The sequence below is a fragment of the Paenibacillus sp. 23TSA30-6 genome (assembly GCF_014858585.1).
GTDB lineage: Bacteria > Bacillota > Bacilli > Paenibacillales > Paenibacillaceae > Paenibacillus.
The window spans coordinates 1-6542 of the sequence record NZ_SLTL01000066.1 but is presented as its reverse complement, the minus strand read 5'-3'; the positions used below and the strand labels follow the sequence as shown (position 1 = coordinate 6542).

Genomic DNA, 6542 nt, shown 5'->3' with positions numbered 1-6542 from the left:
GACTGCATTCCAGACCCAGCATACAGGAGGCGCTTTTTTGTTTCAAACCTCAAATTAATTCATTACAGGAATGGCTCCTTTAGAAGGCTTCGTTTGCTCAGAACAACCCATCACTTCAATTCATTACTCAGATCAGTTTCTAGGGAATCTACCTAGGGCACTTCCATGTTCCTATGGCACCTGTATCATCCTATAGAACTTAAAAGTGCGTACTTCCAGATTATTTTCCTACTGTATATAATAGCATCAAGCATTGAGCATTCCTAGAAGTAAGCTATTGAGAAAGGTAGTGAAGAAGCATGAAAGTATTAACTGTTGTTTCACACCCGAGAAAAGATTCCTTGACCTTTAAGGTTGCTGATCGTTTCGTACAGGGTCTTGCCGATGCAGGCCACGATTATGAGATATTGGATTTACATGGGATTGGTTTTGATCCTGTTTTAAAAGGAGTAGATGAACCAGATTTGACAGTTGCGGAACAGTCCTTTTCCCCTGAAGTAGAAATGGAAATAAGGCGGATGAAGGAGCATGATGCATTGGCATTTATTTTTCCACTTTGGTGGTGGAATTTGCCAGCTATGCTGAAGGGTTATATTGACCGTGTATGGAACAATGGGTTTGCGTACGGTTCGAATTACCTGCATCATCAGCATATCTTGTGGCTTGGCTTGGCCGGCGTTTCGAAAGAACAGTTGAAAAAGCGTAACTATGATGAAATGATTACTCATTTGCTGAATGTGGGAATTGCAGATTATTGCGGGGTTTCCAATTCCAAGGTTGAATTCTTAGATGAGACCCTGAGTTCAAATTCCGGTCATTTTGAAATGCTGCTGGATCAAGCTTATCACTTGGGTTTGAATTATGCCAAGGATTAGGCTTTAAGTAGGCTGAGTTTGAACAATCGTGACAACTTATTTGCCCAACGTATCAAAACTCCTACAATGATAATGTGTTTCACACAATAATTGTCCAGCTTTATAGCAAATCAATTTTTTACAATCCTCACCCTTCAACACGAAGGCCGGAAACCCTAACAGAATGTGAGAAAGAATTGTTTTTCCGCAAGGAGACCTAAGTAGTAACAAAAAAAGACGCTAACCTAGCCATTTTTTCCATGGACATGGTTAGCGCCTTTTTTACTTATCGTGCATTCAACTGGCTTTTGACAGCAAGTAGAGGAAATAAGGGGTAACCAGTATGGTAATAATGATACCCGTTGGAATATCAGCACCAAAGCTGATAGTCCGCGTAAGTGTGTCAGCAATTAAAATGACGAGTGCACCAACTAATCCTGTGGTAGGTAGTAACAGCTTATGATTGGGCCCTACTAGTTTACGCGCTAGATGGGGACTGACCATGCCTACAAAAAAGAAATTCCCGCCAAGTGCCACGCTACCGGAGGCTAGAGCCACCGCAGCAATCGTCAAGCCGATAAATTCCCTTTTAATCGCGACACCCAGTCCCGATGCCGTCTGATTCCCCAAATTCAACGTATTAAGCGTGTTCGACCTGTAAAAAGCGTAAAAACTAAGGATAAGCACCCACGGGAGCAGCACCATAATATAGCTCCAGTCGTCCCCCCACAGGTCTCCAGCCTGCCATCGCAGAGCAAAGTCATACTGTTGCTTGTCTAGCCGGAGTGTCATCATCAGAGATAATGCGCTGTAGCCACTGCCCATAGCGACACCGGTTAAAATTAAGCCCGTAGGCGAGATGTCTCTTCCCCGCCTGAAAGCGAACAAAAAAATCAAAAATGCTGCCGTAAGGCCGCCTGCAAAAGCCAGCCCTGGAAGAATAACAGGTGATAATAATCCATCACTGGCGAATAACGTAATATACAAAAGTACAAATAAACCCGAGCCTGAGCTGATTCCCAGCGTACCTGGGCTGGCCATGTCGTTTTTGAGCAAACTTTGCATAATACAGCCCGATATGGCCATGCCTATACCTACCAATATAGAAAGCACAATTCGGGGCAGTCGAAAGTCAAACACAATCAGGTTCTGCTTGCTCGTTCCTTCGCCAATGATGACCTTGAAAACTTCAAGTGGAGACAGGTTCATTTTCCCAACATTCATACTGAGTACAGCCACTAGCAGCGTCAGCACTACTAACAGTAAAATAATGCTAATCCCCCTGGTATTACGGGACAGTTTCAACTAAACTCCCTCCTCTGCTTGCGCACAAGGTAGAGAAAATAGGGTACACCCACCAACGCAAAAATAATGCCAAGCGGTGTTTCGTGAGGGCGATTAATCAGTCTTCCGAGTAAATCCGCCGCCAACAGAAAGACTGCTCCATACAAAGCTGAGGCTGGAATAATATATCGGTAGTCCGTTCCGACCAAATGGCGCATGATGTGTGGCACAATCAACCCAACAAAGCCAACAGGACCAACGACAATGACCGATATCCCCGTCAGGATTAATACAATCAGAGTTGAGAAAACCTTGATCCTATTCGCGCGGATTCCCAAGCCTGATGCCACATCCTCTCCAAAGCTCAAGATCGTAATTGAGGGAGAAAGAGCGATAGCACAGATCAAACCCAATACAAACAATGGTGCAATAAAAGCCAATTCGTTCCACTGAGCACTGGCCGTACCACCAGCAGACCAATAATCAAGGGCTTGACCAATCTCATACTTAATGGCGATAAAAGTGCTAAATGCACCAAAAAGCATCGAGATGGACATTCCTGCCAGCACCAGGCGCTGAGGCGTCATTCCTCGCTTGCCTATAGATGCGATGTAATACGTAATCGCTGTAGTGACTGCCGCACCCAGACAGGAGTACAGCATGGTTTCTCCATAGGAACGACCAGGCAAAAAAGCCATACATAATGCAATTGCAAATGTCGCTCCAGAGCTAATCCCTATAAGCCCTGAATCCGCCAGTGGATTGCGAGTGGTTCCCTGCATAATCGCCCCACACACAGCCAAGCTGCACCCTACAATGATGTCTGCCACGGTACGCGGAAAACGCAAGGTGTGAATAATCTGGTGTTCCGTAATATTGGGATCAAACTGAAATACAGCACCCCACGCCAGCTTCAGGCTCATTTCCGCAGCACCAAAGGTAATCGAAGCTGCGGTAACCATGAATAGCAGGAACACGCCCACGATCATATAGCTTATAAAATGAAACATTCCTTTTTTACTTTGTTCTTTGTGAGTAGACATGAATTACACCCTTAGTTGGTCAATTATGCATCGGTTACTTCGCTTGGTCCAGTAATTTATTAATCATATAATCTAGTTGTCCTGTCATACTGGCAACGTCCGAATAATAGAACAGTCCCGCATATTCTGCTGGAATTTCAATGATGTGTCCATTTTTAACTGCCGGGATACTGCTCCAAATTTTCGTTTTAGCATATTCGGATTCCTTCCCCTCTTTTTTGAACCAGAGGACGTAATCTCCAAAATATTCAGCAGCTACTTCATAGGATAAAGAGCCTCGACCTTCTCCGGACTTTTTAACCAACGTATTGAGTTTTTCCGGCTTGTGAAGTCCAAGATAATCGTAAAGCAATGTTCCTCCACGTGAGCCTGTTTCATAATATACTCCGTAGGAGTCACTACCCCAGTCCTCGAAAATGCTAAACGTTTTGTCCCTGAATATGTCGGAATTTAGTTTCTCTTTCGCCTGACTCAGCTTGCTTTCAAAGAGTGCAATGGCCTTGTCCGCTTCATCTTCATGACCTGTCGCCTGACCGAGGAATTTGATCCGTTCAAGAGAAGTCATTTTATCCTCAGGCACCACGAGAACAGGCGCAATTTTGGACAGCTTATCATAATCCTTTGTATCATATGTAATGATGAGATCAGGATCATACTTCATAATTTCCTCAGTTTCCCACTTTTCGATATTGGGGATGTCGTTAAACTTATCGTAAAAAGGCATCGTTTCTTGTTTCCACCCCATTACTGCCGCTGGCTTAATCCCTAGTGTAAATACATCGCCAACATACCAGTTCACTACTACCCGTTGAGGATTAGCGGGCACCTTCACATCTCCTTTTACCGTAGAGACTGTACGAGTATCAGAATCACTACTTACCTCTTCCTTCGTGGAGGATGCAGGTTTAGCAGATGAATCGGAGGAACTGCCAGCATTACCACACCCTGAAATAACGAAGATCATTACGAATAGTGCACATAAAATCATGTGAAATTTCTTGTTCATCATACGATGCATGTTGTAAAACTCCTTTGAAATATAGTAAGTGCAGAACATACTTAAAATTAGTGATATTGATAATCATTATCACTAATATAAATTGTAAATTTCACCTGAGTTATTGTCAACTGTTTCTTTAACTTTTTTTGCTTCAGCATTTGCACTCCTCTTTCGTACATGAGAAGAGTATAGCCCCGCTCGCCAACTTGTACATACGGGCTAAGATCATCGGAAAATCCGTACGGAAAGGTCGACTTACATATTGCTCATACTGGTCTTCATACATCGAAGTTCGTTCAAGCAGCTTAATAGTTAGATATATGATTTCTTGTTCGCTATACATTTTTTTCATCAGATTTTCCCTTCCTTTCACAATCTTCAACTCATTTTATCAAACAAATAAACGATACATGAATGACTGTTTAATATCATTAAATCACTAGTGTTGCAATAAGAAGTGAAACTTATTTTTTACCAACTATTAACAATTCTTTTTGGTGCAAACGATAATTAGAATAGAGGGGATTTTCCCATCTATATTTCAAACTGGAGGAGACAGGCGAATGAATAGAGTATGGACGAAAGCAGCGGCTATTCTATTGGTAGTAGTATCCCTGTTATTCAACGGAACGTACGCGCTCGCAGCTTCGGCAACATCCAATTATGTAGTTACGTTCCAGCAGGCGACCTTGGTATCGAATGATCATGTAGGCAACGAATGGGCGATTGCTGCTCAAGCAGGCGGCAAATCCATTGAGGAAGGCAGCAGCGTGAAGATCAAGGTCAAACCGGGCGGTAGTATTCAGTTATATGCCTATGCCGAGGAACAGGATAAAATCCCTGACGAGGGCGAAGCCCGCAAAAACGTAAAAGTCTCCACCATTTCTGCCAAAGGTTCTACCGTTAATCTAAGAGTTACTGTCACTGAAAACCGCGGACGCTATTCAGGCAATCAGGCAGTTTGGGAATTTACGTACAAGATCAAAAAACAATAATAGAACGCAAAAATAGACCGTCACTTCCAGGAGCGGCGGTCTTCGTTTTTACAAGGCCAATTTATGCTAAGAAACATAATTCCTTTACTTTGTTAGACAGAAATGTTCTTCAACCTGTTGTATTGTATCCATACATATATAGGCCTCTTTTCTGAATAAAGTCTAGTTTCAACATAATTAATCAGGAATTTTATGTCAATGATATTTTCAGCTTACTCACGGTAACTGGACAAATACCATTTGGGTATGTAAATTTGAAAGTTATCATACGCCTCCAAAACCTCTTCAGCTCGATGAACCATATCATCCACTTCTTTTTTACCAAACTGGATTGCCCAGTGGATCGATGAAAGCTGATTGCTCGCAATATACAGTGCCATTAATCTAAAAAATACATCAGGCACATCGTTATTGAAATAACCGTGGATACGACCTGAAGCAAACAAAGGACTTAATCCTGCACACCAGGTAATTCTATTGAATTCCTCCCAAGGATCACCATAATCCAGTCTATTAAAATCAATGATGCCCAGTTCACCAGATGGGGTAACTACCATATTTCCCACATGATAGTCTCCATGCTGAAATGTCTGGGGACGATTTTCTAATAGATAGCGATGTTGCTCAATAAAACTAATGGTTTGATCGGCTCCCTCAAAGGGAATACCGCATGCTTTATAATTTGTGATATATCTGTTGATTTTGGCATTATAATATTCGGCCCATGGCGCTTGATCTTGCCCAGCAGGGATTTCGTGCATTTTTCTTAATATTACTCCTGCTTGCACCCCAAGTTGATATTGCTGTGCTGCGTTTAACGTGGGAATGACCTTTTCAGCATCTTCCCCTTTGATCCAGGTAAATAAGGAGTATACGGACTGTCCGTTGTTGCAAATCCCAAAATTAAGCGGCCGGGACATTAAAATATTCTCTATATGATCCAGTTTTTTTACAGCTTCAAACTCGCGTTTCTTTTTATCATAATGAACCATATCCGCTATTCTTAGCAGCAAGTCCCTACCGTCAGTGGTTTGAATATAATATTTTTTGTCACTGGACCAGCCTTTATGAACCTCTTCCACATTACTCCACGTACTGAAGCCCGGGATTTCACTAAAGATTTGATTCAAGTTATGACACCTCCCACGTTAAAATAGCCTTACTTACTAATATATGCTTTCCATAGTTTACCTTTAAAATGACAGAGGAATCAATCTTCTTACTAGTACCTTGACCGAGTCTGATTTCATCTTTAAGCTCTCTATATAAGAAGAATTTGGGAGGGCTTGCAGATGAACAAAAAATACGAGGTACAACTCCAGTGGAAGGAACGCGAAACCATTGAAAACATCCTTCATGCCGACTC

Annotated in this window: 7 protein-coding genes; 2 read left to right on the top strand and 5 right to left on the bottom strand. The window is 42.3% G+C overall.

Annotated elements, in window-relative coordinates; all coding sequences use genetic code 11:
• The first annotated feature begins 299 nt into the window (after positions 1-299).
• Complete coding sequence (locus tag E0698_RS26000) at positions 300-875, top strand: NAD(P)H oxidoreductase (RefSeq protein WP_134914695.1); 576 nt, start codon at positions 300-302, stop codon at positions 873-875.
• Positions 876-1151: 276 nt separating this feature from the next.
• Here E0698_RS26000 and E0698_RS25995 read toward each other — a convergent pair whose 3' ends face one another.
• Genes E0698_RS25995 through E0698_RS25985 form a run of 3 tightly spaced genes read right to left on the bottom strand, consistent with a single transcriptional unit; the run spans position 1152 to position 4199 of the window.
• Entirely contained in the window at positions 1152-2159 is a 1008-nt protein-coding gene (locus E0698_RS25995) for a FecCD family ABC transporter permease (RefSeq protein ID WP_134914694.1), read from the bottom strand.
• Positions 2156-3181, bottom strand: a complete 1026-nt coding sequence (locus E0698_RS25990; RefSeq protein ID WP_192513396.1) for a FecCD family ABC transporter permease — start codon at positions 3179-3181, stop codon at positions 2156-2158. Before E0698_RS25990 ends, E0698_RS25995 begins: the two co-directional genes overlap by 4 nt.
• Positions 3182-3215: 34 nt before the next feature.
• A complete protein-coding gene (locus E0698_RS25985; protein WP_149095030.1) occupies positions 3216-4199 on the bottom strand; it encodes an ABC transporter substrate-binding protein in 984 nt (327 codons plus the stop codon).
• Between the two features lie 545 nt (positions 4200-4744).
• Between E0698_RS25985 and E0698_RS25980 the strand changes: the two genes are divergently transcribed.
• Positions 4745-5176, top strand: coding sequence for a hypothetical protein (locus E0698_RS25980; RefSeq protein ID WP_134914692.1), 432 nt, complete (start codon positions 4745-4747; stop codon positions 5174-5176).
• Positions 5177-5388: 212 nt separating this feature from the next.
• On the opposite strand, the gene E0698_RS25975 is transcribed toward E0698_RS25980, so the two are convergent.
• Positions 5389-6306, bottom strand: coding sequence for an aminoglycoside phosphotransferase family protein (locus tag E0698_RS25975; protein WP_134914691.1), 918 nt, complete (start codon positions 6304-6306; stop codon positions 5389-5391).
• Between the two features lies 1 nt (position 6307).
• On the bottom strand, positions 6308-6542 hold a 235-nt coding region (locus tag E0698_RS27235; RefSeq protein ID WP_238354165.1), incomplete at its 5' end, for a hypothetical protein.

Excerpts from the sequence above, each read along its gene's own strand:
- E0698_RS25985 (WP_149095030.1), bottom strand. The coding sequence starts at position 4,199 with ATGCATCGTATGATGAACAAGAAATTTCACATGATTTTATGTGCACTA.
- E0698_RS25990 (WP_192513396.1), bottom strand. The coding sequence starts at position 3,181 with ATGTCTACTCACAAAGAACAAAGTAAAAAAGGAATGTTTCATTTTATA.
- E0698_RS25980 (WP_134914692.1), top strand. The coding sequence starts at position 4,745 with ATGAATAGAGTATGGACGAAAGCAGCGGCTATTCTATTGGTAGTAGTA.
- E0698_RS26000 (WP_134914695.1), top strand. The coding sequence starts at position 300 with ATGAAAGTATTAACTGTTGTTTCACACCCGAGAAAAGATTCCTTGACC.